Origin of the sequence: Niabella ginsenosidivorans, from assembly GCF_001654455.1 — a bacterium.
Lineage (GTDB): Bacteria > Bacteroidota > Bacteroidia > Chitinophagales > Chitinophagaceae > Niabella > Niabella ginsenosidivorans.
In genome coordinates this window covers 3,217,679-3,244,606 of sequence record NZ_CP015772.1, presented here as the reverse complement: position 1 = coordinate 3,244,606, position 26,928 = coordinate 3,217,679, and the positions used below count along the sequence as shown (strand labels likewise).

Genomic DNA, 26,928 nt, shown 5'->3' with positions numbered 1-26,928 from the left:
AGCGGAGAACAATTTCACCGAAGGTAAATCTCTATAATAGATGAGATCTCTCCGCGCTCCCGCTGAAAGCGGGTTTGGTCGGGATGACGATTGGATAATTGTCATTTCAATGAGCATAAAAGCAACGCTTTTATGATTGCTGTTAATGACAAGTGTTGTAAGTTATTGGAAATGAATCTACATAAGGAACGTCATTCCGACTTGTTAATTAGGGATCAAAATTAATGAGTAATGACAAGTGGTATCTTTGAAAGAAGCAGGTTACAGCAGCGTAGCCGTCGTATCGATTAGTGTTTTGTACCTCCTGTCGACACTTGCTTCAAAGAATGGTGCATTAATGTTTGGTGATACTGTTTGCAGCAGCATTCCCGTTTGGCACATTGCTTTTTTATTGAACCTCTTTGAGCTGTAACCTGCTTTTTTTAATTAATACTTAAAAAAGTAGTTATGTCAAATTTAGTCAGTTTTGAACAACACAATGCGTGTGCAGCCGCTATAGATATCGGCTCAAAGAAAATCTTCGTTTCCTGTGATGGGATTACGGTTAAAAGTTACGATACTTTTACGTTTAGCTATCGTAAGTGTATTGAAGATCTTAGGAGCCAGCAGGTGAAAAATGTATGTATGGAGGCTACAGGCGTCTACTGGATTGCGCTGCCTGAGCTGCTGGAGCAAGCCGGTTTCTGTGTATGCCTGGTAAATCCCAAAGAGGTAAAGCAGGTAAAAGGTCGGAAGACAGATGTTGCGGATGCCTGTTGGATGCAGAAAATGTTTAGTGCAGGATTGGTACGGCAAAGCTATATACCGGCCGGTAGATTGAAAGAACTCCGGATGCTAATGCGGGAGCGGGAAGATATTATCAGTATGGGCAGCAGTTATGTAAATAAAATGCAGAAGGCATTAGAGTTGATGAACATCAAATTGACGGAGGTTATTTCTCAGATTACTGGTGTCAGTGGTATCCGTATGATAGAGGCGATCCTTAGAGGGGAAAGGGACGGAAAGGTATTATTAAGCCTGTGTCACAAAAGTATAAAAGATAAAAAGGCAGACGAGGTATTGATGGCCTTAGAAGGCAACTACAATGAAAGCTGGCTGTTCTTGTTGGAACAGAACCTCAGGCTTTGGAAAATTCATGAGCAGCAAATACTCATAGTAGATCAGCGTATGGAAGTGTTGCTTTCTTTTCTGGAGCAAGGTAGTTCATTTGTAGCGCCGGTACATAAGGAGAAGCCCGTACGCCATCATAAGCCAATGATTAAGGATTTAAATCAAAAATTGCTCAATATATACGGTGTAGATGCGGGCTGTCTGCCGGGAGTAACCAACTATTCTATGTTGAAGCTGCTGGGAGAAACAGGTACCGATCTGAGTAGATTTCCTACGGAAAAGCATTATGTAAGCTGGTGCGGGCTTTCCCCTGATCATAACCAAAGCGGCAGCCGCAGCAGGAAAGCAAAAATGAAAAACAGTTCCAGAGTGGGCCAGATATTCAGGGAGATCGCACAATCGCTGCTCAATAGCAAACATATAGCCATTGGAACATTTATACGCAGAATACGCGCCAGGAAAGGTCCCGCAATTGCAATAAAAGCAGGAGCCAGAAAAATTGCTATTGCATTTTATAACTTACTGACTAAAGGGACAGCTTATTTAGAACAAGGAGCTGCTAAATATGAACAGCAATTAAAGCAACGCGAGCAACAGTATTTATTGAAACTGGCTACAAAACACAACTTGAAATTAGTTGAAATATAGTGCATTACATATCTTGTCATTGGCACCGAATGGAGCAGAGCGGAATGAGCGGAGGAATCTCTCTGAGAATACAGAGATCCCTCGGCTGCGCTCGGGATGACGATTAAAAAAAATTTGTCATCCGAATGAACTTAAATGCAATGTTTTTATGGTTGCCTCACCATGACATTCGTTTTTGATAACAGCAGCTTACCCGTCATATCATGAGCATAGTTAAGGGTTGCTGCGGTAATTTGGAATAATTTTAATAAAAAAGCTCCGGGCATATTAACAATGCTCATCAGTAAAAATTAAAAAATGAAAAAAGTTATCATCATTATTGTATTGCCTTTGGCCCTTTTTATAAGCTGGCTGGCCTGTGCAAAAAGCAGTGCCCCGAAACAATACACAGCACCGGTCTCTTCTTTAAGGGATAGCCTGTTTTATAACCCTTTGCTGCCTTCAGGAGCAGACCCATGGGTATATAAAAAAGGAACCGTCTTTTATTATATGGCCACGAACGGGGTGAATATTACGATTTTGAAAACAGCAGCCATTTCGGCATTGGCACAGGCACCGGCAAAAACAGTATGGTCACCACCAGCCAGTGGCCCTGATTCAAAAAATATCTGGGCGCCGGAATTGCACTATCTGAATCAAAAATGGTACCTGTATTATTCCGCGGGCGCCTCGGCAGACCTGTCCACCCAACGTTGTTTCGTTCTTGAAAATACTGCTGATGATCCGCTGACAGGGCAATGGACCGCCAAAGGAAAAATAGGCGATCCGGATGCCGATTATTTTTCAATCGACGGCTCTGTTTTTGAGTACAACGGAAAGCTCTATTTTATATGGAGCGGGACGGCTTCCGGTAAAGATAATATTCAGCGGATCTATATTGCAGAAATGAAAAATCCATGGACGCTTAAAACTCATCGTATCCAGATTTCAATGCCGGAATACAGTTGGGAAAAAACAGGTGGCCAGGTAAATGAAGGGCCGGAAGCGCTGATCGGTCCATCCGGCGATCTCTTTATCATTTTCTCCGTGAGCCAGTGCGCAACGGATGATTATGGATTGGGCCAGCTGCGGTTAAAGACCGGAGGCGATCCGCTAAACCCGGCAGACTGGATAAAAAAACCAGTTCCTGTTTTTTCAAAGAGTATCCGGAATAATGTATTTGGCCCGGGACACAATGGTTTTTTTAAATCAAAGGATGAGCAGGAAGACTGGATCATCTATCATGCCAATAATGCTTCCGGCCAGGGTTGCGGCGGTACAAGAAACCCGCGGATACAAAAGTTTACCTGGAATGCGGATGGATCACCCCGTTTTGGTGAACCCGCAGCTGTGGCACAAAAACAAACAAAACCATCAGGAGAATAATTCAACAAAAAAAGTAGTATAAAAAATGATCCGGTATATCAAAAAAGGGAAATCAGATGCGGAGCTGAAAGCCGCGGAGACGAAAATTAAAGAAACTGTTGAGCAGATTATTAAAGATATTGAAGAACAGGGTGATGCTGCAGTGCGCAGTTATTCTGAATCATTTGATCAGTGGGCACCCTCAGCTTTCCGGCTTACAAAAGACGAGATCCGGCAAATCATTAATCGTGTTCCTCAGCAGCAGATCGATGATATTTTATTTGCTCAGGAACAGATCCGGCATTTTGCAGAACAGCAACGATCTGCCATAAAAGACATCGAAGTGGAAACGTTGCCCGGTGTGTTTTTAGGGCACAGGAACATTCCGGTAAATAGTGTTGGCTGTTATATTCCCGGAGGCCGTTACCCGATGATCGCTTCTGCACACATGAGTGTGTTAACAGCCAAAGTGGCCGGGGTAAACAGGGTGATTGCCTGTACACCAGCCGCCCGGGGAGCGATTCCAGAAGCAACGGTCTGCGCTATGCATTTTGCCGGAGCCGATGAAATTTACATACTGGGGGGCGTTCAGGCATTAGCTGCTATGGCCATTGGTACCGCCTCCATAAAACCTGTAGATATGATTGTTGGCCCAGGTAATGCGTACGTAGCCGAAGCCAAGCGGCAACTGTTTGGAAGAGTAGGAATTGATTTACTGGCAGGGCCCACTGAAGTATTGGTGATCGCTGATGAAAGCACGGATGCAGAACTGGTCGCCTGTGATCTGCTGGGGCAGTCGGAACATGGTCCCACTTCGCCGGCTGCATTAATTACGACCTCTGAAAGAATTGCGAAAGAAACGATCAGTGAAATAGAGCGTCAACTTAAAACACTGCCTACGGCGGCTATCGCCGGTGCCGCCTGGCAGGAGTACGGCGCGGTCATCCTTGTAGATAACTACGAAGAGGCGTTACAGGCAGCCGATGAACTGGCCTGTGAACATGTTGAGGTGCTGACAAAAGATCCTGATTATTTTTTGGAAAAGATGACAAACTACGGAGCTTTGTTCCTGGGCCCGGAAACAAATGTAGCATACGGTGATAAAGTGATCGGCACCAATCATACCCTACCTACACGAAGAAATGCAAGATTTACAGGAGGTTTATGGGTGGGTAAATTTTTAAAAACCTGTACGTATCAGCGCTGCACGCCGGAAGCGAGTGCCCTTATAGGAACCTATGCAATGCGTTTGTGTGAATTAGAAGGTTTTGCAGGTCATAAAGAGCAGGCCGCTTTAAGAGTAAGACGGTATCAGAAAAAATAAATTCATCAAACAGCCAGTACAACATGATACAATGGGTAAACTATTTAGTGATTTGCTGCTTTTGCCTGTTAGGTTCTGTAGCAGCACAAAATGTAAAAAAAGAGCTTTTGCCGGAAGTGCCTGCAGGGTATGATGCTTTCAGGATGTGGCAGCTATTGCCGCAGCAGCGTATTGGCGTAAGGGCCTATATGCGTAGTACCTACGACCGGGGCGGTGGATCAGCAGATGCATCAAATTTTCTGTTTATGAAAAAGGAAGATGAAAATGTGACCCTGGATGTAAAAGGCAATGGTGTTTTATATTTTTTCCGGGCGAATCACTGGCATGGCAGTCCCTGGCATTTTATAGTTGACGGAAAAGATAATAGCGTGTCAGAAACGGCGACGGCCGATCCGGTGGATGCAGTAAAGAAATATACTTCTACAGCTTTTATTCCCGGAAAAGCATTACCCCCACCGCTGGCCTGGACCTGGGGCAGCACCAAAGGGGCAGACCTGATATGGGTGCCCATGCGTTTTAAAGATTCGGTTCAGATTGCCTATTCGCGCACATTTTATGGAACCGGCTACTATATTTATCATCTGTATGCAAATCCTGAGGCACTGTCCTGTTCACCGGAATCATGGAATAGCAATCAGCTACCGGACCGGGATGTGACGGATCTTATAAACCGTGCCGGAACAGATATTGCCCCGAAGCATATTAAGAAACGCAGCGGCACGGTGCAGCTCGATAAGCAAACAGTAAAAATCGCACAGATCCGGTCTGCCTTATCGGTTGTAAGAGCAGTTAAATTGACCCTTCCCTTAGATCAGGCAGAAGTTCTGGAACGGGCGCGGCTGCGGATAACCTGGGATGACCGGCCCTATGCATCTGTTGATGCACCCCTTTGCTTGTTTTTTGGTGCAGGCACTTTTTTTAACAGGGATAAGAAAGAATATCTCGTAAAAGGATTGCCGGTAAATGTCCGTTATGATTATGCACAGAACAAAATAACACTGGCCTGTTATTACCCGATGCCTTTCTTTCAATCGGCTCAATTTGAATTAACAGATATTCCTGCCAATGCTGCAAAGATCAGCTATGAGATCCGCTATGAAAACAAACCCGGTCTTTTACCAGGTTCCAGCAGTTATTTTCACGCAACGTATCAGGATTTTCCAAAACCTGCATATGGTCAGGATCTTGTATGGCTGGATACAAAGGGGATCGAAGGGCAGCAGGATTGGTCCGGAAGTTTTATGGGCACCTCCTTTATCTTTTCGCACAATGCAGAATTGCATACGTTAGAAGGAGATCCCCGTTTCTTTTTTGATGACAGCCAGACACCACAGGCATATGGCACCGGTACGGAGGAGTGGGCCGGTGGTGGTGATTACTGGGGTGGTGAAAATATGACGCTGCCCTTTGCCGGGCATCCCTGCGGGGCAACAGAAAGAAAGACGGCCGTCAATAAAAAAGACCTGATCCAATCGGCCTATCGTTTTTTATGGGCGGACCTTATGCCCTTTGGGAAACGGGCAGTCATCCGTTTTGAACATAGTGAAAATGTTTCAGAAGAACATTATGAAAGCGTCTGTTACTGGTACGGATTACCGGCTCCTTCTTTAATAAAAACAGATTCACTGGATATTGGAAACACTACCGATGAACAGGTGCATCAATACCGGTCACCCCGGGCTTCAGCGGTGCAATCAGTTACATCCAGGTACGAATGGGGACCGGATACCTATCCCGCGCATGCATGGGGCTATGATCTTTCAAAACGAGCGGACTACAGAGAGCTGATCGGGAAAGAAATTTACCCCGCGCAAACCAAAGACGGCCGCATTACAAATGGTATTTCTGAGTTTACCGTGCATATCCGGAAAGATAATAGAGGCGTTCTGCTGCGCCGGACACTGGATTACAGTTATCCCAACCAGACAGCCGAAGTATTTGTTGCTCCCGTTCCGGATGATAAGAACTTAAAAGAGCCAGATTGGAAAAGAGCCGGTACCTGGTATCTTGCAGGTGCCAACACCTGGGTTGATTCAAGACCCAAAGAAGAGCTGGGCGCCCGTAAATATGTGGTGAAAACCTCCGATCGGCGTTTCCGGGATGATGAATTCCTGATACCGGCAGCATTAACGAAAGATTGTTCTGCCATACGCATACGGATCCGGTTCATTCCTGATCATAAGGAATTGTACCCGGGTACACCCTTTCCCAATAAGAGTGCCTGGAGTGAAATGGACTATCAGGTTTATAGCTATATATTACCCCATTTTGCCTTAAACAAAAAATAATGAAGTACATAGGGTGCATCCTTCTGTTTTTGCTGCTATCGTTTTACGCAAAAAGCGCGATAAGATTACCTGATGTGATTGGCAATAATATGGTTTTACAGCAACAGGCCGATGTAAAATTATGGGGATGGGGAGCACCCGGTGAGCAGATCAGTGTTACCACTTCCTGGGATCAGAAGACCTATCCTGTAGTGACCACGGATGGTAATGCCGACTGGCAACTGGTGATTCATACACCGGCCGCCGGGGGACCTTATCAGTTGATACTGAAGGGCGCCAATACCATCACGCTCACGGATATAATGATCGGTGAAGTCTGGGTTTGTTCCGGGCAGAGCAATATGGAAATGTGTGGCAACTGGGGGTTGAAAGATATACAGCAGGAGTTGCCGCATGCAGACAATGCAGGTATCCGTTTTTTCAGGATCGCAAAGGCAACAGCCGCTTCGCCACAGAAAAACTGTAACGGGCACTGGGAATCCTGCGACAGCAACAGCCTGAAGGCATTTAGTGCGGTAGCTTATTTTTTTGGAAAGCAACTCAATAAGGATTTGCACGTACCTGTCGGGTTGATTGAAGCGGCCTGGGGGGGGACTGCTGCAGAGGTCTGGACGCCTGAAGCAGTTATCACCAACGATCCTTTTTTAAAAGCAGCGGCAACAAAAATTGAAGCAAATGGTCAGTGTCCGAATCTTCCGGGATATGCCTATAATGGGATGATTGCGCCCATCAGTAATTTTAGTGTGGCTGGTACGATCTGGTACCAGGGTGAAAACAATACGGTTAATGCCTATGCATACAGGCGGTTGTTTACTGCAATGATCGATGCATGGCGGAAGACCTGGCAGTACCAGATGCCTTTTTATTTTGTACAGATCGCGCCCTATAAATATGCACGTGAAAATACCGGTGCTTTATTACGGGAGGCGCAGACAGAGAGTGCTGCTTATCCGCATACAGGAATGGTGGTTACAACCGATCTTACATCGGACGTGCACAACGTACATCCGGCCAACAAACACGACGTAGGGCAGCGGCTGGCCAACTGGGCTTTGGGCGATCATTACCGGTTGCCCGGTATCATTTATAAAAGCCCTGTAATAAAAACCTGGCACATTCAGAAGGATAAAGCCGTAATCGAAGTTGCAGATGCCGCTGGCGGGCTGGTCATAAAAGGCAAGCAACCTTCCGCTTTACTGATAGCGGGGGCCGACCGTATTTTTTATCCGGCAACAGCAGTAGTAAAAGACAACATCATTGAGGTACAGAGTAAAAAGGTGGCACGCCCTGTTGCGGTGCGTTATGGATTTTCGGATACAGGGATCGGCAATATTTTCAATAAAGACGGCCTTCCTCTGGTTCCTTTCAGAACAGATCGCTGGCCTGTTCCAATAATAAGCCAATAGGAGTTTTAATGTTATTGCATGGATCTGATAGATTTTTTTTGAAAAAAAAGAAAAAATATTTATGTTTGCTTAAACGATTAAAACTGAAACCCTGATATTCTGATAGCTGTTACAAAGAAGAAAGCGAATATAATGATTGACTTGGCCTGTTTATGAGTTCTGGGTTATAGTTGTTTAAACGATTAAGCTTCCGGAAAGGAAGCAGGGTGAAGATTGTTTTCCATTTATTCAATTATATTTTATGAACCAAAAAAACCACATTTCCCCTGGTTGTTTGCAACTTTGTTATTGGCTTGTTTTCTGTATGATTGCTTTGCTGATCATTCACCAGCCGGTATGGGCGGCAACTAAAAAGGCGGCGTCTTTCCCAGGCAATAACACCTTTTTTTTTCAGGATACGATCCCTGAAAAAAGCTGGGTATTAAAAGGGACTATAACGGACGAAACCAAAAAACCAATACCCGGAGCTTCTGTTAATTTCACCCGGGCAGGCGCCCGCAGTACGCTTTCTGATCTGAACGGAAATTTTATGGTTGAAATGCATAATGAATCCGACACGTTGGAAATTTCCTTTGTAGGGTACCTTACCCAAAAGATAGCTCCCGGCAATCTGAACAATATTGCCATTACAATGCACCCCGATGAGGCCTCCCAGAAAATGAACGAAGTGGTGGTGGTGGGGTATGGAACCCAAAAGAAACTTACGGTAACCGGCGCCGTGTCAGAGGTACAGGTGGCACAGTTACAGCAGGTAGCAGCACCTTCATTATCTAACGCTATTGGTGGAAAATTACCGGGGATCATTACCCGGCAAAGCAGCGGGGAACCGGGGTACGATCAGGCGCAGGTTTTTATACGGGGTGTGGCCACATTTACAGGAAGCCAGGCCCCGCTGGTGTTGGTAGATGGCGTGGAAAGGGATATGAATAATATTACTACTGAGGAAATTGAAAGTTTTACCATATTAAAAGATGCATCAGCAACTGCCGTATACGGGGTAAGAGGCGCTAACGGGGTGATTCTGATTAATACCAAAAAAGGAAAGATCGGTAAACCCGCAATTACCTTAAGAACCGAGGCCGCACAGCTGACCTCTCTTCGCCTGCCGGAGTATATTGATGGAACACAATATGCGGGCCTGCTGAATGAAGCATTGGAACATGTAGGGCTGGCCCCGCAATATACGCCGGAAGATTTGCAGAAGTATGCAGATGGCAGCGACCCTTATTTTCATCCGAATATAGACTGGACCAATACGATCCTGAAAAAGCATACTTATCAGACTATGAACAACCTGAGCGTTTCCGGAGGTACCGAAATTGTAAAGTATTATACGAATGTAGGTTTTCTGCTGCAATCCGGAATTTATAAAACGGATGGCCTGAATCAGTACAACACCAATGCAAATGTAAAGCGGTATAATTTCCGTTCGAATATTGATGTGAATCTTTCAAAAAGTCTGAGTATGACTGTAGGTCTGGGTGCGATCATTCAGAATGGCCATTATCCCGGGTCAAGTGCCCCGGATATTTTCAGTTCTCTTGGCGTGATTTCCCCCATTCAATATCCTGTTACCAATCCGGACGGATCTGTTGCCGGTGGTGCCTCCTATCTGGGCAGAAATCCCTGGGCGCTTGTTACTCAGCATGGTTATTCCGATCAGGCCAGGCATACACTGCAAAGTACTTTTGGTGTAAAATGGGATTTGTCCCGGTTGGTTACAAAAGGATTAAGCATTAACGGAAAATTTGCTTATGACTACTACAATTTTAGTGGCATTAACCGGATCAAGGATTATGAAATAAAACAATACCTGGGAAAGGATGAGGCCACCGGAGAAGACCGGTATAATGTTGTCCGGGAAGGAGGCACACTGGGCTATGCCCCGTTCACATCTGGTAATAACCGGAATTCCTATATTGAAACTACTGTGAATTATCAAAGAACATTTGCCGGCAAACATGACGTAAATGGCCTGTTGTTGTTCAACCAGAATGAGTATACTAATTTGGTTGCAGATGGTTCTATTAATGGACTGCCTTACAGAAGAAGAGGCTACGCGGGAAGAGCAACATATGCTTATAATAACCGCTATCTTGTCGAGTTTGATTTTGGGGTTAATGGTTCAGAAAATTTTCCTCCCGGAAAACGTTTTGGTTTTTTCCCTTCCGTTTCTGCCGGCTGGATCGTTTCTAATGAAAAATTCTGGAATACAGATGTGATCAATCAATTAAAGATCCGTGGTTCTTATGGTAAAGTCGGAAATGATCAGATAGGCGGTACCCGTTTCCTGTACCTGACCCGGGTCACTAAAAATGCCAATACTTATTGGTTCGGTTCCAGTCAGCAGGCATTTCCGGGATATGATGAAGGCCAGATCGGCGTACCGGATATTACCTGGGAATCTTCTCTGAAAAAGAATATAGGAGCAGACATCAGCCTGTTTAGCAGCATAATTCAATTACAGGTAGATGCCTTTCATGAAAGAAGAACAGGTATATTAATGCAACGGCAAACGATTCCCTTTGTGTCAGGTTTTTTCCCCTGGATCATTCCCTATGGCAACCTGGGTGAAGTAAAAAACAAGGGAATAGATGCAAGTCTGAAAATCCAGAACAAACCGGCAGGTGATGGCGTTTATTATTCCATCATAGGTAATTTTACCTATGCACATAATGAGGTGATTGAAAATGACGAGCCGGTAAAGCATGTACCGTACCAATCAGGCAAAGGCCATCCTATCGGGGCTCCTTACGGATTACAGGCAATCGGTCTTTTTCAGAATCAGGAAGAGATTGACCAGAGCCCGCTGCAGCAGTTTGCCAGTACTGTTTACCCGGGAGACATCCGGTTTATGGATGTAAATGGAGATGGGGTGGTAAATGCTGATGATTATATGTATCTGAACGGGTATCCCCGTACGCCCGAAATTGTGTATGGTTTTGGAGGCACTGTAGCCTGGAAAGGGGTGGATTTGAGTGCGTTTTTTTCAGGCGCCGCAAGAACCAGTATCTTTATAGTAGGTCCGTCTATATATCCTTTTTTAAGAGGGCCGGGTAGTTATAATATACTGGAGGAATATTATAACAACCGGTGGACGCCCGATAATCCGGATGCGCGTTATCCGGCAGCCACGCCTACTAATAATTCCAATAATTTTCAGAATTCTTCGCAGTATCTGAGAAATGCGGCCTATCTGCGGTTAAAAAATGCAGAAGTTGGGTATAGCTTTCCTCCGGGATTGATAAAGCGATACCGCTTGAGTGCTTTGAGGATTTTTATCAATGGAACCAACCTGCTTACGTTTGATCACCTGAAGTTCCTGGATCCGGAATCCAATAATGGTACCAATAATGGAGATGGCAGTAACCTGGGTATGTACCCGCTGCAACGTTCCCTGAATTTTGGATTACAAATCAATTTTAATTAGTGCATTAAAAATATAAGAATGAGAAAAAAATGCTTACTCATCATCATTACTGCATGCATGCTGGTTTCCTGCAAGCGGTATCTGGACAAAACCCCTGATGAAGATCTTACATTAAAAGATGTGTTTACCAATCGTCTTTATACACAGGCCTTTCTTACTTCCATGTATGCAGGGCAACCCTGGGATATCAACCCCGTTGATCCACCCAACCATGCACCCTGGACGGGATCTTCTGATGAGATGGAGATCACATATCCCGGTAGTTATGTGCATTACATGAACAGAGGCGGCTGGAACGCGCAGAATATTTTGGATTGCTGGCAGTTTGCCTACCAAACAATACGGAAAGCGGATCTGTTCCTGGAAAATATTGATCAACTACCCCTGCAGGAAGGATATACACAGGAAGACAAAGATCACTGGATCGGAGAAGCCCGATTTTTAAGAGCGTATGATAATTTTTGTGTGTTCCGGCTGTATGGCCCGATGCCGATAATGGATATGGCAATGAACCCCAACGATGATTTCAAGAATATCGGCCGCTCCACCATTGATTCCTGTGTAGACTATATTGTAAAAGATTGTGATGTGGCTGCAGGATTATTGCCAATTACGGTAACCAGCGATAAATTAGGCAGAGCCACCAGGGCGGCTGCACTGGCACTAAAGGCCAGGGTATTATTATATGCTGCAAGCCCGTTATTTAACGGGAATGCAGATTTTAAAGACTTTAAAAGCCCTGATGGAAGAGCACTTTTCCCGCAGGCCTTTGATGCCGGTAAATGGAAACTGGCAGCAGATGCTGCCAAAGCCTGTATTGATGCCTGTGAAAGCGCAGGATATGGTTTGTACACGGCACCAGGTAATGATCCTGTGGAAAACTACACCAACCTGTTTTTGCAAAATAATAATAAAGAAGTGCTTTGGGCAATGAATTTCCAGGCCTTTCAGCACCTGGAGCGTTGTTCCAGTCCTATAAGTTATGGAGGCTATTCCATTTTATCGGTATCACAGCAATTAATAGATGCTTACCGGGACACACTGGGCCGCAGCATGATTACAGGGTACAATGCGGATGGTTCTCCTGTCATTAATACGGCCACAGGTTATACAGAGAATGGTTTTGCTGCCGGAGCTGGTAAATACTGGGAAGCAGGTGTAAGTAATATGTATATAAACAGGGAACCCCGTTTTTATGCCAGCATTCATTATTCCGGCGCTAAATGGAAAGGGTCGGCCATACAAATGTATTTTTCAGGTAAAGATGGGGCTTCTAAAAATACTACGGATTTCTCCAAAACCGGGTATGTACTGAGAAAATTTGCCAACCCACTGATCAATATTCAAACCAACACGGGATGGGATCTGAAAACTTTTATAATCTTCCGTTTAGGAGAACAATATTTAAATTATGCGGAGGCACTGAATGAAAGTCAGGGACCAGTTACAGACGTTTACAAATATGTAAATGCCATAAGAAACCGTTCCGGGCTGCCGAACCTTTCAACCGGCCTTACTAAAGATCAGATGCGTGAGCAAATATGGCTGGAACGCAGAATAGAACTGGCGTTCGAGGGGCACCGGTATTTCGATTGCCGGCGATGGAAGATTGCAGCCAAAACCAACAATGGCAACCTGTATGGGCTGAGCATTAACAACGGTACCTCGCAACAGGACCCTTCTTTTTACAAACGCGCTGTTGCAGACAAACGGATTTTTGTTGCACCCAGAGATTACTTCTGGCCCGTGCCGCAATCAGAACTGGATAAAGACCCCAACCTTTTACAAAGCATGTATTGGTAACAGCTAAACATAGTTCGTCAATTATCTGGATGATAAAATAAATGATTATAAAATGAAAAATAAAACAGGTTTTGTCATTATGTGTATAGCCGCATTGCTTGCATCCTGTGATAAATATCATAGTGGTATCAGTGATCCTGCTGCTTATAGTAATGTATACATGCCGCGGGCCGTGGTGAATAATCCTTATATAACGGGGCTTCCGCTGGCAGATACTACATACACGTTTCCTTATAGCGCATATCTGGGTGGGCCACTAACGGAAGGCAAGGATTTAACAATCCGCTTTGATGTTAACAAAGCGCTGGTGGATAGTTTTAATCTCCGGCACAATACCACGTATGAACTGTTGCCGGCCGGAAGCTACCAGTTTGAGAAAACCGCAGTCATCTCTTCCGGTCAGCGATCAACTCCTGCGCTTACCCTGCATATTAAAACAGGGGATGTCAACCCCTTTCAGGCGTATATGCTGCCCCTTGGTGTTACAGATGCAGATGGACAAAAAATCAACAAAACCAATGGCACTACTTACTATATTTTTACCCGTTCTTATATGGCAGCTATTGAAGAGCGCCAACAAGCACTGTCTCTGGGTGATGCTTTGGACTGGAATGATAAAAACAGGATCATAATGGCACGTGGTACGCAGAACACCCTGGTGGTGCGCTATAAAGACAACACGGTTCATGTATACACACCCAATGCAGATGGCACTTTTGCCCCTGAATCCAGATTGCTTACTGAAACCTGGCCTCAAATAAAATGGCCTGATGCGGAAAACCTGTATTATATAAATGAAACCGATGCGGTAATCCGGAATACGCCCTATTGGGCCGGACTGTTTTATATGCAATGGAAGCCCGACCTTACTATGCAAAATGCCAGTCCGGAATGGACTCAGTGGTGGCTGGGCGATTTCTGGGATAAGTATACAACGATTATACCGTTTAAAAACTATTTCTTACTGGTAGACAAGAGTACTGGTGATTTATTACGGCAACCACTGCTTTCAAGAGTTGAAGCAGCCAAAACCACCGTGGGAACGGGGTTTGCTAATTACAGGCAGGTGCTGGCATGGGGTGATTATTTACTGGCACTGGAACAGGAAGGAAATTTATGGTTATACAAAATGGCCGCCGATGCAGTTCCGGGAGATAAAATACTGGTTGGTACCGGCTGGAACCAGTATGAAAAAATAGCAGTGATAGGCAAGGATATATTGGCGCTGGATACACAAGGAGATGTATATCGTTATAAATTTGACCCAACGCCGTATCTCCATTAATGATACAATGATATTTGCCAAACGCGGTTTATAAAATATAAAGCAGCCGGATATTATGAAAAAGTATTTCTTATACGATAAATAAAAAAATAATTAACTGAATAAAAACAAGAACCTATCGTTATGAAATTTTTAATAAAGCCCTTACTTGTTTTTCTGAATGTACATTGCCTGTTTTTTGCAAATGCAAATTCGGATACTATTCAACGCAATATGGATACATGGCTGGTCAGCTCCCTGCAACGTGTATTCCCTCAATCTCCTGTAAAAACAACTCCGGAGCTGGAGATCCTGGCAGCGCGGAGCGGACGCGTTTCTTTCCAGGTCGCTTTTCATAGTAATATGAAAGATCAGACTCACATTTCCTGTAATGTAGAAAATGCCGCAGAAGTGAATCCGCAGGTGCGATTGGTAGGGCTGGTTCCCATGCCGCATTTTAACACAGATGTTAGCAAAGAAGAACTGGATGGAACAGGTTATTTACCAGGCTGGCTGCCCGATCCTCTGTACCCTGTAAACAAAACAGAAGCCAATCCATTTGAAAGCCGCTCGTTCTGGATTACCCTTCATATTCCTGCAACGCTGGCCCCGGGCATACACCGCTACCCGGTACGGCTGACCTGGCAGGAAGGCAGGGAAGAAAAGAGCAGCACATTGTATGTAAATGTAAGAGTGGGCTCTTTAGTCATTCAGCCGAGGAAGGACTTTCATGTAACGCACTGGTGGCGCGGGGAAGCGATCTCCTTACAATATAAGACAAAGCTATTTGACGAAAAGTGGTGGCAATTAACGCGTGCCTGCATGAAAAACCTGATTGAACATGGTAACGATGTGGCGTTTATCCAGAATTTTTTTGAATTAAGGGCCGTCTTTCAACAGCCCTGCCAGATGCTGATCGTAAAGGAACCCAGCCCCGGCAGGTATGAATTTGACTGGTCCCTGGTAAAACGGTTTGTAGCCATGTGCAGGGAACTGGGATATAAAAAGTTTGAGTGGGCGCATCTCTGGTTATACTGGGGGGTACAGAACGCCATGCATATTTACAAAAAAGAAGGGGATGCATATCGCCTTTTGTGGGATGAAAACCTTCCGGCAACATCCGGCATTTATATTAATTTTTTAAAGCAGTACCTGCCCAGCCTGCATGATTTTTTGCTAAAGGAAAATATGTTGAATGATTCGTATTTCCACCTATCAGATGAGCCCTGGTCGGAACACATAGATAATTATAAAAAAGCAAGGGATATCCTGCGCCGGCTGGCACCCTGGATGAAGGTGATGGATGCTTTAAGCGACGTACGTTATGGAAGGGAGCACCTGACCGACATCCCTGTGCCGATCATCAGTTCCGATGAAGCTTACCGGAAAGAAAATATTCCGCATTGGGTCTATTTCTGTACCGGCCCCCGCAATAAGTGGCTGAACCGGTTATATGATACACCTCTGGCTAAAATACGCATGAGCGGCTGGCTGTTTTATCGTTTAAAGGCGCAGGGATTTTTACACTGGGGATATAATTTCTGGTATAAGCTGGATCGCGAAGAAGCCGGCGATCCTTTTACAGAAGGAGCCGCCTATGCCTATCCCGGCATTGCAGCCGGTGATCCCTTTGCCGTTTATCCCGGTCCTGACGGACCTTATGATTCCATACGATGGGAAGTATTTTCAGAATCCTTACAGGACTATGCGATCCTGCAAACAGCAGGCGTTCAACCGGATGATGTATTGCTTTCCGCCCTTCATTCTTATGAAGATTTTCCAAAAAGCGAGCAATGGATCAATGAAGCGTTAAAAAAAGTGTTCAATAAGGATCAATAGCCCGTTTCCCAATACCGGCTTTTATCTTAAGCAATGTTAAGGGTATCTATTTCCGTTTTGTAAAATCATCGTTAACAGCTCATTCACCCCACGTGTTTTTGGGAAATACTGAAAACATACATATATCTCAGTCATGTAACCTTCCGCATAAAAGATATAAAAATTCAATTAAGAAAGAATGATGACCGATATAAAAAACAGATACTTTCGAACATGGGCAATCATCATGGCAATAAATATGGTAAGTTTAACCACTGTTGGGCAAAAGACAACTTACCGCTATGTTCCGGTAATCGATGGCAATTGGTGGACAATTACCACTAATCCCGATCTTGGTAAATACACCTCTCCCAAACAGGAACCTGTAGATTTTGGAGTTTGGCAGGCAGCAGATGGTACCTGGCAATTATGGTCGTGCATACGCGGTACCAGAGTGGGAGGAAATACACGTTTATTTTTTGGCTGGGAAGGGAAAAATATCACCGATACCAATTGGTCACCCAAAGGAATAACTATGATGGCGGATACGACCGTGGGTGAAACTAAGGGCGGCCTGCAGGCTCCCTATGTATTTAGTGAGCGAAATAGATATTATATGTTTTATGGCGACTGGAATCATATCTGTCTGGCCACAAGCACTGATGGAAAAAATTTTAAGCGTGCTTTGAATACAAAAGGTACCCCTGCGCTGTTTTCCGGCAACATGGCAAATACCCGCGATCCAATGGTGATAAAAATTGATCATACCTATTATTGTTATTATAGTGCACATTTATTAAAAGACGATCCGGCTATTGCTATAAAGTCGGCGGTATATTGCCGGCAGTCGGCGGATATGCAAACCTGGAGTGAACCTGTAATTGTTTCAGACGGTGGTTCACCGGCCAAACAAACCAGCTGGTACGGTGGTGCATCTGAGTGCCCTTTTGTAGTTAAAATAGATCATCAATACGTGCTTTTCCGTAATCAGAATTATGGCAAAAATGCTTTAAATACACAATATTCATCGCCCAACCCGCTGGATTTTGGTATTGATAATGACCGGTATCAGGTGGGGCAGTTAGCGGTAGCAGCTCCCGAGATCATTAAAGTAAATAATCAATATTATATCATTGCACTTAAACCGGATTTGAACGGCATGCAGGCAGCCAAATTACGATTTGTAAAAGAAGCGGCAAAATGAAAACAACAGCGATCATTATATTTTTTATGCAGCGCTTTTTTTGGCCGGCAGCACAGGTGCGCACTATTTCATCACCCAATGCCCAATGGGCAGCGGCATGAGTAAAAGCCTGGCCGGTGTGCGCTATGCTATTTATTGGCCACTTGTCAACAGCCACGGATTTGGTAAATGTGAAACTGAAAGCAGTAAACCGTACCCGGAAGTAGTGCACGGAGTTGATTCCGGTAAACCGGATCCTCATTACAGGAACAGCTGCACAACTGAGTTAATTAATAATATGAGCAAGATATTTTTAGCAGCAGGTTTTGTTTTGCTTTGCTTGAATAAAGCAGGGGCACAAAATGAAGGGCCTGAAAAACCCCTGATTGCCGGAGCCTGGGTCCATATTTTTGATCCCAATGATACCCGGTCAAAAGAAGATACAACCTGGTACACAAATGATCATACGTTTATCAGGGATCGTAAGGGCATCTGGCATGCATATGGCATTATTGGACATCACCCGGTACGGCCCTGGGGCGGGGAAACAAAATTTTTTCATATTACCGCACGGTCGCTCACCCAGCCCACATGGGAAGACCATGATTATGCCCTTACGGCAAAAGAAGGAGCAGAGCGGGTATTGTGGGCACCCTATGTGTTTTACGAAAAAGGTCTTTATCATATGTTCTATAATATAGGGAATTTGCAGCAGCATGCGCCGGATTATGCATCCTGGGGCCAGCTGTGTATGGCCACCAGCAAAGACCTGTACCATTGGAAGCGGTATGCATTGAATCCTTTTTTCAGCGATGCGGGGCATGCACGGGATTCTTATGTAATGCAATACAAAGGCAGCTATTATTACTACTATACGCGCACCTTTAATGAAATAGATCATCGCTCCGTAGTAGCTGTAAGAATGGGACCTGATCTATTACACTGGAGCGGCCCTAAAGTGGTGCACATACAACCTTATAAGGTAGATTGGGGTGGTGATGCCGAGAGCCCCTTTGTTGTACGCCGTGGTAAATTATTTTACCTGTTTATCTGCCGGGCTATGACGGCATATAACCAGACGGATATTTATTGGTCTGCCGATCCCGAAAATTTTCCGGTTGAGAATCTGGTGGGCAGCCTGCCGGTACATGCTGCTGAAATTATTTACGATAAAAAGGAAGGCTGGTTTATTTCCAATACCGGCTGGGATAAAAAAGGATTATATCTGGCGCCGTTGAAATGGGCTCCTGAATAATGTAATGAGCGCCGGGAAAGAAAATGGCGGAAGCGTACCTGCAGATTGTCAGATTACTAAAGGAGTTCTGTCATTTTCCGTTTCTGATTTTGATAAAGAGAGCGACTCTGCACAACCGGAAATAATCGCGGAGATCAGGAAGGCATGTTTATAAGAGCTGCAATAGGACGATCCTGCAAATACAACAGAAGGAGTACTTAGGAATGAAAAGAAACAACAACCTGGTAATGGGCGTTACAGTTCTATTGGGTATTTAAGAGTAGCTGATAATAAATTGAAATGAAAAGAGCACATCGTCTTAATTTAATGCATCAGCAAAAAAGCCTCCGGTCAGGGAGGCTTAAGGTTTAATTAGGGTTGTGAATAATTTTTACAAAAATGTAACAATTAAAAAACAATGGCTGTCCCAAATTTTAGGGACACAATTATTGCGCTGTTTTTAGTGACTGATCGGTTCATGGATCTGTTTTTTATACTATAAAACTGGCGGTGATTCTCCTGTATACAATTTACAATTAAAAAAGCTGCGGGTAAGGTTTTGCCGGGCTTAAACGGAAGAGCTATTATTCTGCCGTTCTCTATTTAGGTTTCAAGTAAATAAGCCAGGCCTCCGGCATTCCCTTTTTCCGGGACCTTTGGTGCCGATCTCATATTTCAGATCGGACTTCATAAAGGAGATAAAAAAGCGCTTCGTTAAGACTTATAGTTCTTTCTCCGCTCAACATAAAAAACAAGAGTTTTCCCACACTCTCTTTACCGGTTAAAACGCTGATCCGGGTTTTGCCGTGTATGTACGGCGTTATACAGAAGTTGTATTATCGTAAACTGATTATCGCCCTGCCTGCAAAATCTGTCTCTCAAAAAATATCCGTATCGGGTCACTTAATAGTTCTAAACGGCCAATCCTGATACCGGAAATCGAAACTTCTGAACAGTATCTTCTTTCAGGAGATAGCTAATAAGCGGTTGATGTGCATGAGGTTATGAATGACTATCCGGTAAGGTCCTTATCGGCTGCATACGGGTGATAAAAAATATAAGCATGACAGTACGGGATGGTTTCGGGATCAATGAAAATATTTTTGTTCTGCAAATTAATTAAAGTATAAACGGATGCTTGCACAAAAGTCTAAACAAAAACTGAGGAATGCTTGTGTTGATTTTATGCTAACCATGGGAATTTAAAAAGGCTGCCACTTCACAATTATTATGGATGGTTGTTGTAAGACAGGTTTGTTTTTTAATTATTGCAAAAACGATTTTTCAAATCTAAAATCAAATGATTGTTTTATGAAAATCTTCTTAACGCCGGCACCTGCAAAAAAAAGTGTGGCTGTCAAAAGAAAATTAACGTTCATGAAAAAAAATGCTGAAAGCAGTAAGCGTTACTGTTTGAGGCTTTTCATGTTATCTGTTATTTATCTGTCATTTACCCAACCCTCCTATTCAGCAACAAAAGAAGATGCGGTACCGGCCGCTACCATTCAGGCGGACCGGGTGGTATCCGGAAAAGTTATAAATGAAAAAGGCGAGGCGTTGCCCGGGGTTAACGTTATCGTTAAAGGTTCATTTGTAGGCGCACACACCGATTCTGCAGGTGAATATCAGATAACTGTTCCCCCAAACAGGGATACCCTGGTATTTAGTTTTACGGGGTATGAAATACAGGAAGCGCCTGTTGATGATCGTAAGATTATTGATGTTACTTTAAAACAGCTGTCCTCCGAAATGAATGAGGTGGTAGTTGTAGGGTTTGGAAAGCAGAAAAAGATTACAACAGTAGGGGCTCAGAGCTCGGTCAATGCAGAAGAACTGAAAATGCCTGTAGCGAACCTTACCAACCTGGTAGCCGGTCGTATTGCAGGAATTATAGGTGTTCAGCGAAGCGGTGAGCCGGGCTTCGATAATTCCGAAATATACATACGGGGAATCTCTACGTTTACCAGCAGTTCTCCTCTGGTTTTGGTAGATGGTGTGGAAAGATCGTTTAATAACATTGACCCCGAAGATATAGCAAGCTTCACAGTGCTGAAAGATGCATCTGCTACCGCTGTATATGGGGTAAGAGGTGCTAATGGGGTTATTCTCATAGAAACAAAAAAGGGCAGAAGCGGCAAAACCAGGATCAATGCGCAGATTGACTATGGCTTGTCTGAATTTACGAGGCTCCCAAAATTTGCAGACGGCGTTACTTACCTGCAGGTTTCAAATGAGGCTTACCGGAACAGTAATCCTTCAGACCCGTTGCCCAGGTATTCACAGGAACGTATTGATGCAACTGCTAATGGCACCGACCCCGATCTGGCGCCAAATGTTAACTGGTTCGATGTTATTTTTAACCGGTACGGGAATAACCGCAGGGCGCGGGTAAATGCAAGCGGCGGATCAGATAAGGCCCAGTATTACCTGTCGATAGGGTATTATGATGAAACCGGAATGTTCAGGACCGACCAGTTGGCACAGTATAATTCTGCGATCAGGTTCACCCGCTATAATTTCACTTCAAATCTGACGCTTAATTTAACAAAATCGACAAAGGTTGATTTTGGAGCCTCCGGCTGGATCAGTAACGGCAATTATCCCGGCAGCTCAACAGGCGCTATCTTTAATGCTGCATATGTAATGCCGCCTATAACGATTCCGGTAAAATATTCCAACGGGCTTTTTTCGCAGCCGCGTACGGGTGATATGGGAAATCCCTATACGATGCTGACACAATCAGGCTATGCTACAAGATTTGAAAGCCAGTTGCTTAGTAATATACGTGTTACACAAAACTTCGACTTTATTACCAAAGGGCTTTCAATGACGGGTATGTTTTCCTTTGATAATAATAACGCACATAATATTGCCAGAACCAAGTCGGTTGATGCATACCTGGCAACAGGCAGAGGAGAGGAGGGGGAGCTTGATTTAACACAAACGGCAATCGGCACGAATTATCTGGGTTATTCGAGAGAAAATGGCGGCTCAAGACAATTTTACCTTGAATCGGCAATCAATTATAACCGCACATTCGGAAAGCACCAGGTAAGCGGATTGCTTTTGTATAATCAATCAGACAAAGTAGATGCTTTTGCCGGAGATTTTATCAGCTCCATACCTTATAGATATATGGGGCTGGCAGGCCGGCTTACTTATGCTTATGACACCAGGTATTTGGCTGAAGCGAATTTCGGCTATAACGGATCGGAAACTTTTGCGCCTGATCACCGGTTTGGCTTTTTCCCTTCGTATGGTGTAGGCTGGGTGGCTTCACAGGAAAAATTCCTTGAAAATATTAAAGATGTGATCTCATTCCTTAAATTCAGGTTTACTTATGGTGAAGTAGGCAACAGCCAGATCGGAGGACGACGATTTGCATACATAGCAACAGTAGGCAATGGCGGAGGCTATGATTATGGCCGCAATAATACGAACAACTCGATTGGAGGTTTGGGCTTTGGAGACTATGCTGTGGATGTATCCTGGGAACGCGCGAAGAAATATAACCTGGGCATTGAGCTCAGAACCTGGAAGGATGCCATATCCCTGACCACAGAGCTGTTCAGAGAGGAAAGAAGAGGTATATTCAGGCAGCGTGGAGATGTTCCGTGGTTTGTAGGCATCGGCAGCCTTCCTTATGCCAATCTTGGCGCTGTTAATAACAAGGGGTTAGATGCAACGCTTGAAATCAACAAACCACTGGGTAAAGAATTTAAGTTAGGGTTCAAAGGAAATTTTACCTGGAACCGGGCCCTTGTACTGGATGATGCAAACGCACCCTGGCCTTATCCCTGGCAGCAACGTATCGGCCGAAAATTAGGACAACGGTTCGGATACATTGCATTAGGCCTGTTCCAATCGGAAGATGAAATTGCCAACAGCCCCTACCAGCCCGGAACGAATAAGCCGGGAGATATTAAATACAAAGATCTTAATGGTGACGGAAGGATCGATTCTTACGACCAGGCGCCGATTGGTTACGGAAGCATACCTGAGATCGTGTATGGCTTTGGGCCTACATTCAGCTGGAAAAACTGGTCACTTGCAGCCTGGTTCAAAGGAATCAGTAATGTTGATATTGCCTTATACGGAGATGGGTTCCGGCCATTTACCTATGGCGGCGAAAGAGGCAACTTACTGGCCGCGATATCTGACAGATGGGCACCCGGCAATCCTGACCCTCATCCTTTTTATCCCCGGATAACATACGGGGCAGACAATATGAACTTTGAAGGAAGCTCCTGGTGGGTTAAAAATGGCGCTTTTTTAAGAATGCAAACCGTTCAGCTTAATTACGAATTTAAGGATATGAAATGGCTGCAGCGCGCGGGTATGTCCAGCTTCGATTTATATTTTATTGGCTACAATCTTTTAACCGTTAGCGGTTTTAAGCTCTGGGATGTGGAGCTGGGTGACGGCCGCGGATCTCAGTACCCGTTATTAAAAACCTATAACCTGGGCTTAAGATGTAATTTTTAAAAACCGGTGTTCAACAGTTAAAAAAATAATATCATGATACAGTATTATCAAAATATAAAGACCACAGTTTTTCTACTAGTACTCAGCTGTGCGCTTTGTTGCGCATCCTGTAAAAAATTCCTAGACCAGGTGCCCAATGACAGGATCACGATGGATGAGGTCTTTAAAAAGAAAGCAACTTCAGAACAATTTCTGGCAAATGTATACAGCTATGTTCCGGATGAATGGGAGGCTATTCATGCCGTACCCTGGGTGGGCACTTCAGATGAAGCAGATCTGACATGGTCGGGTTCTTTTAATTATCCCATAAATATAGGTAATCTTAGCCCTACCAACACCACGCCCGATTTCTGGTCGCCATATTACCAGGCCATAAGGTCAGCGACCTATTTTATGAATCATATTGATGAAAACGATGAAATACGTAATCTGAGCGGTCAGCAGTTAATTGATCAGTATAAAGCGGAGGCGCGGTTTTTAAGAGCTTATTATTACTTCTGCCTGATGCGCCAATATGGCCCTGTAATCCTGCTTGGCGATGATGTTATAGCACCTGATGCGCCGTCCAGCGACATGCAGATACCGCGCAGTCCATATGATGACTGTGTGAACTACGTAGCAGGGGAGTTGGATAAAGCTGCATCAGTATTGCCGTTGCAACCACAAAGAAACGGGCAGACCAATGATGCAGAATGGGGCCGGGCAACTAAGGGAATGGCATTGGCGGTAAAGGCGCGCCTGCTGCTATATGCTGCCAGCCCGCAATATAATGGCAACACGGATGTATCAGGATTTAAAAACACCGAAGGCGTGCCTTATATTTCGCAAACCAGAGATCCTGAAAAATGGAAAAAAGCCGCCGACGCTGCCCGGGCAGTTATCGATCTTGGAATTTATTCCCTCTATAAAGATCCTTCAGGCGATCCTGTAAAATCCCTGCAGGGTATCTTCTTTCAGGGATGGAATGATGAGCAGATCTTTTCAAGGAAGGGAAATGGGTTGGCGCAGTGGGATGTGCACTGCGAACCACGGCAGGCTGGCGGATGGTGCGGTATTGGCCCTACGCAGGAAAGCATCGATGCTTATTTTATGTCTGATGGTAAGTTGCCCAACGAATCATCACTGTATAATCCAAGCGGTTTTACAGATGTAAACGGGCAGAAAATTTTTAATATGTATATGAATCGTGAGCCGCGTTTTTACAGAGATGTTACTTATAATAACAGCATCTGGCAGGGAGGTACCATGTCTGCAGCCGCCCCGATAAGCTTTTTTGTATCGGGGCCAAATGGCAGGAACGGGCATCCGACCGATTTTTCAAAAACAGGGTACCTGGTGCGTAAAAATGTAGGGCCGTCTACCAACATCGGATCCGGCGGGAACGGGCAACGGCAGGACAGGCCGGCGCCATTATTCCGGCTGGCAGAAATTTATCTGAACTATGCTGAGGCGCTCAACGAATACAGCCCTGGTAACCCTGATATTCTGAAATACCTGAACCTGGTCCGTGAACGTGCCGGCATACCCCAGTATGGATCGGGATCCAATGCATTGCCTGTTCCGGCCGGCCAGGCGGAAATGCGTAACCGGATACGTGCCGAACGAAGGATAGAACTGGCATACGAAGGCCATCGCTGGTTTGACATCAGAAGATGGAAAATTGCCCCGCAGGTTATGGGCACACTCCATGGAATGGATATCAGTAAAGACGGGGATGATTTTTATAAAGTGGTGCCCACTATGACGCCTCACCTGTTCCGGCCTTCTTACTATTGGTGGCCCATCAGCCAGTATGAACTGGACAGGAATCATGTGCTGGTTCAAAATCCCGGTTGGTAATATTATTAATAAAAACTAAAGATAATGAATATGGCAGCAATCAGATATTTCAGCCTTGTATACATTTTAGGTATGCTTTTTACCGGGTGCAAACAGGAAATAAACTTACCCGATCAGCCTTTGTCAGATTATATAAAAGTATATATGCCCCAGGCCGCAAACGGGCCGGTTACTTATAACTTTTCTAATGCCCGGGATACGGCCACCATTATTTACGGGGCTGATTATGGCGGACAGGGTTATCCTTCCGAAGATGTATCCGTTAGCTTCGCTGTTAATGCGGCTTTGGCAGACAGCTTTAACCTGGCCAATAATACCAGCTATAGCTTACTGCCCGAAAAAAGTTACCGGTTAAATACGGCGGCGGCAACCATTGGCAAGGGCCGGTTAAGCACTGAACCGTTAAAGATTACCATCATTACAAAAGGTATAAATGCGCCGGACGATCTGTCAAAAACATATATATTGCCTGTAACCATCAAAAATGCATCCATTAATATCAACGAAAAATTACGGACCAGCTTCTGCATCATTAATATAGTACCTGTTTTATTTAACAGGAAAGGATGGAGCGTTATCGATTTTTCATCTCAGGAAAGCTATGGGGAAGGGGCTAATAACGGCAGGGCGGTTTTTGTTTTGGATAGTAACATAAATACATTTTGGCATAGCCAATGGCAGGGCGCCCAACCTGGCCCGCCTCATTATATAATAATTGACATCGGAGCTTCACAATCGGTGAGCGGAGCGGCATTTGTTGCCCGCCAGGGCGTAAACTCGGGGAGGCCGCAGGATATCCAGCTGTTTTTAAGTGAAGATAAGCAGGTGTGGAAAACGGCATTTACGGGAACGTTGCTGAATGATGGTGCGTTGCAAAAAGTGTTCTTTTCCACGCCTGTTAGCGGGCGCTATGTTAAGCTTCAGATCAATTCCTCGTATAGTTCCAATCTTACGCATCTGGCTGAATTTTATTTATTTTGATCCGGGTTTAAGTTTTTTATGTGAGCATCCGTGGTACAGAAAATTGTAATTTCCCGGATTATAATTTACAGCGCGGTCAAAAAATCGTATATTGGCACCTGTATGTATTTGGCTTTATATTTCTGAGAATGCATCCCGGGCGCTTCAGGTCAGCTCAAAAAAACAGATTATCCCCCATTCCATTTATTCAATAAAAGCATTATGCATAATGACGAACTTCATAATGGTACAAACAGTTCTGACGACCTGCTCGAAGCGCTTTTTAATGAGCTGTTTCGTGAATATGAATCGAAATTATATGCATTCTCAGTTAAAATGCTAAAGTCAGATGCTTTGGCTAAAGATATTATACAGGAAGTTTTTTTAAAGTTGTGGACGATACGCAACCAGATACCGGAAATTAATAATATTTCGTCTTTTTTATATCGCATTACGGAAAATAAGATCTTGGATTATTTACGTGCCGCCGCTTCTGATCAGAAAAAAAAGGACGCATTGTGGAAAAGAACTGATCCTGTATACAGTGCTGATCCCCGGAATGATTTAGAAGCGAAGGAATTTCATCAGGTCATTCACCAGGCTATACAGCATTTATCTCCACAACGCAGATCGGTATATTTGATGAGTAAAGTGGACGGCCTTCAGAGAAATCAAATAGCGGCTTTAATGAATGTTTCTCCTCATACAGTCAAAAACCAGCTTGCCAAAGCAGTACAGCAAATCCTGCATTACGTAAAAAAACATTCAGGGTAATACCGGTCTTTTTCAATA

Annotated in this window: 15 protein-coding genes; all 15 read left to right on the top strand. The window is 44.4% G+C overall.

Annotated elements, in window-relative coordinates:
- The first annotated feature begins 447 nt into the window (after positions 1-447).
- The 15 genes from A8C56_RS13480 (at position 448) to A8C56_RS13410 (ending at position 26,910) form a co-directional block, all read left to right on the top strand.
- Positions 448-1,758, top strand: a complete 1,311-nt coding sequence (locus A8C56_RS13480) for an IS110 family RNA-guided transposase (protein ID WP_071609340.1) — start codon at positions 448-450, stop codon at positions 1,756-1,758.
- Positions 1,759-2,055: 297 nt separating this feature from the next.
- Positions 2,056-3,123, top strand: coding sequence for a glycoside hydrolase family 43 protein (locus A8C56_RS13475; RefSeq protein WP_067756954.1), 1,068 nt, complete (start codon positions 2,056-2,058; stop codon positions 3,121-3,123).
- A 25-nt stretch (positions 3,124-3,148) separates the two neighbouring features.
- Positions 3,149-4,426, top strand: coding sequence for a histidinol dehydrogenase (hisD, locus tag A8C56_RS13470; RefSeq protein ID WP_067756951.1), 1,278 nt, complete (start codon positions 3,149-3,151; stop codon positions 4,424-4,426).
- 23 nt (positions 4,427-4,449) lie between these two features.
- Positions 4,450-6,714 carry a DUF2961 domain-containing protein gene (locus A8C56_RS13465; RefSeq protein ID WP_067756948.1) on the top strand — a complete coding sequence of 755 codons (2,265 nt, stop codon included), beginning with the start codon at positions 4,450-4,452 and terminating at the stop codon, positions 6,712-6,714.
- Positions 6,714-8,120 (top strand): sialate O-acetylesterase, encoded by a 1,407-nt coding sequence (locus A8C56_RS13460; RefSeq protein WP_067756942.1) that lies wholly within the window; start codon positions 6,714-6,716, stop codon positions 8,118-8,120. The genes A8C56_RS13465 and A8C56_RS13460 overlap by 1 nt, the downstream gene beginning before the upstream one ends.
- Before the next feature lie 304 nt (positions 8,121-8,424).
- Complete coding sequence (locus A8C56_RS13455) at positions 8,425-11,550, top strand: SusC/RagA family TonB-linked outer membrane protein (protein ID WP_157097980.1); 3,126 nt, start codon at positions 8,425-8,427, stop codon at positions 11,548-11,550.
- An 18-nt stretch (positions 11,551-11,568) separates the two neighbouring features.
- Positions 11,569-13,353, top strand: a complete 1,785-nt coding sequence (locus A8C56_RS13450; protein ID WP_067756936.1) for a RagB/SusD family nutrient uptake outer membrane protein — start codon at positions 11,569-11,571, stop codon at positions 13,351-13,353.
- A gap of 52 nt (positions 13,354-13,405) precedes the next feature.
- Positions 13,406-14,638, top strand: a complete 1,233-nt coding sequence (locus A8C56_RS13445; RefSeq protein ID WP_067756933.1) for a DUF1735 domain-containing protein — start codon at positions 13,406-13,408, stop codon at positions 14,636-14,638.
- A 123-nt stretch (positions 14,639-14,761) separates the two neighbouring features.
- The gene (locus A8C56_RS13440; RefSeq protein WP_067756930.1) at positions 14,762-16,456 is read left to right on the top strand and encodes a DUF4091 domain-containing protein; all 1,695 of its coding nucleotides are present in this window, start codon (positions 14,762-14,764) and stop codon (positions 16,454-16,456) included.
- Between the two features lie 238 nt (positions 16,457-16,694).
- Entirely contained in the window at positions 16,695-17,639 is a 945-nt protein-coding gene (locus A8C56_RS13435) for a glycoside hydrolase family protein (protein WP_157097979.1), read from the top strand.
- 277 nt (positions 17,640-17,916) lie between these two features.
- Positions 17,917-18,873 carry a glycoside hydrolase family protein gene (locus A8C56_RS13430; RefSeq protein ID WP_157097978.1) on the top strand — a complete coding sequence of 319 codons (957 nt, stop codon included), beginning with the start codon at positions 17,917-17,919 and terminating at the stop codon, positions 18,871-18,873.
- Positions 18,874-20,163: 1,290 nt separating this feature from the next.
- On the top strand, positions 20,164-23,337 hold the full coding sequence (locus A8C56_RS13425; RefSeq protein WP_169818781.1) for a SusC/RagA family TonB-linked outer membrane protein: 3,174 nt from the start codon (positions 20,164-20,166) through the stop codon (positions 23,335-23,337).
- 33 nt (positions 23,338-23,370) lie between these two features.
- Positions 23,371-25,176 carry a RagB/SusD family nutrient uptake outer membrane protein gene (locus A8C56_RS13420; protein ID WP_084490201.1) on the top strand — a complete coding sequence of 602 codons (1,806 nt, stop codon included), beginning with the start codon at positions 23,371-23,373 and terminating at the stop codon, positions 25,174-25,176.
- Between the two features lie 30 nt (positions 25,177-25,206).
- Positions 25,207-26,157, top strand: a complete 951-nt coding sequence (locus A8C56_RS13415; RefSeq protein ID WP_169818780.1) for a BT_3987 domain-containing protein — start codon at positions 25,207-25,209, stop codon at positions 26,155-26,157.
- A gap of 201 nt (positions 26,158-26,358) precedes the next feature.
- Positions 26,359-26,910 (top strand): RNA polymerase sigma factor, encoded by a 552-nt coding sequence (locus tag A8C56_RS13410; RefSeq protein WP_067756919.1) that lies wholly within the window; start codon positions 26,359-26,361, stop codon positions 26,908-26,910.
- The last annotated feature ends 18 nt before the right edge of the window (positions 26,911-26,928 follow it).